At 57.1% G+C, this 266-nt stretch carries 1 pseudogene; it reads left to right on the top strand.

From position 1 onward, the window contains the following. Window positions 1–266: pseudogene (locus tag ACYQ8U_RS23440) on the top strand (nitrate reductase subunit alpha); the annotation flags it as partial.

Below are 266 nucleotides of genomic sequence, written 5' to 3' on the forward strand. Positions count from 1 at the left end.
GTTCCCAACGGCAGCATCGGCTTTCGCTGGGATGAGGTCGCCGGCCACTGGAATCTCCACCTGCAGGATTCCCAAAACGATGCCGTTGTCGATCCGCTCATCAGCTATGCCGGCGATGGTGATAGCTGGCGGACGGTCACTCTGCCTTTTTTCGACGATAAAGGCCCCGGTTCCAAAAACGGCCGGGTACCGGTCAAAACGATCAAAACAGACGCCGGCGATCTGCTGGTAACCACGGTATTTGACCTGATGACCGCCCAATTAGG

The sequence above is a fragment of the Desulfocastanea catecholica genome (genome assembly GCF_054657295.1).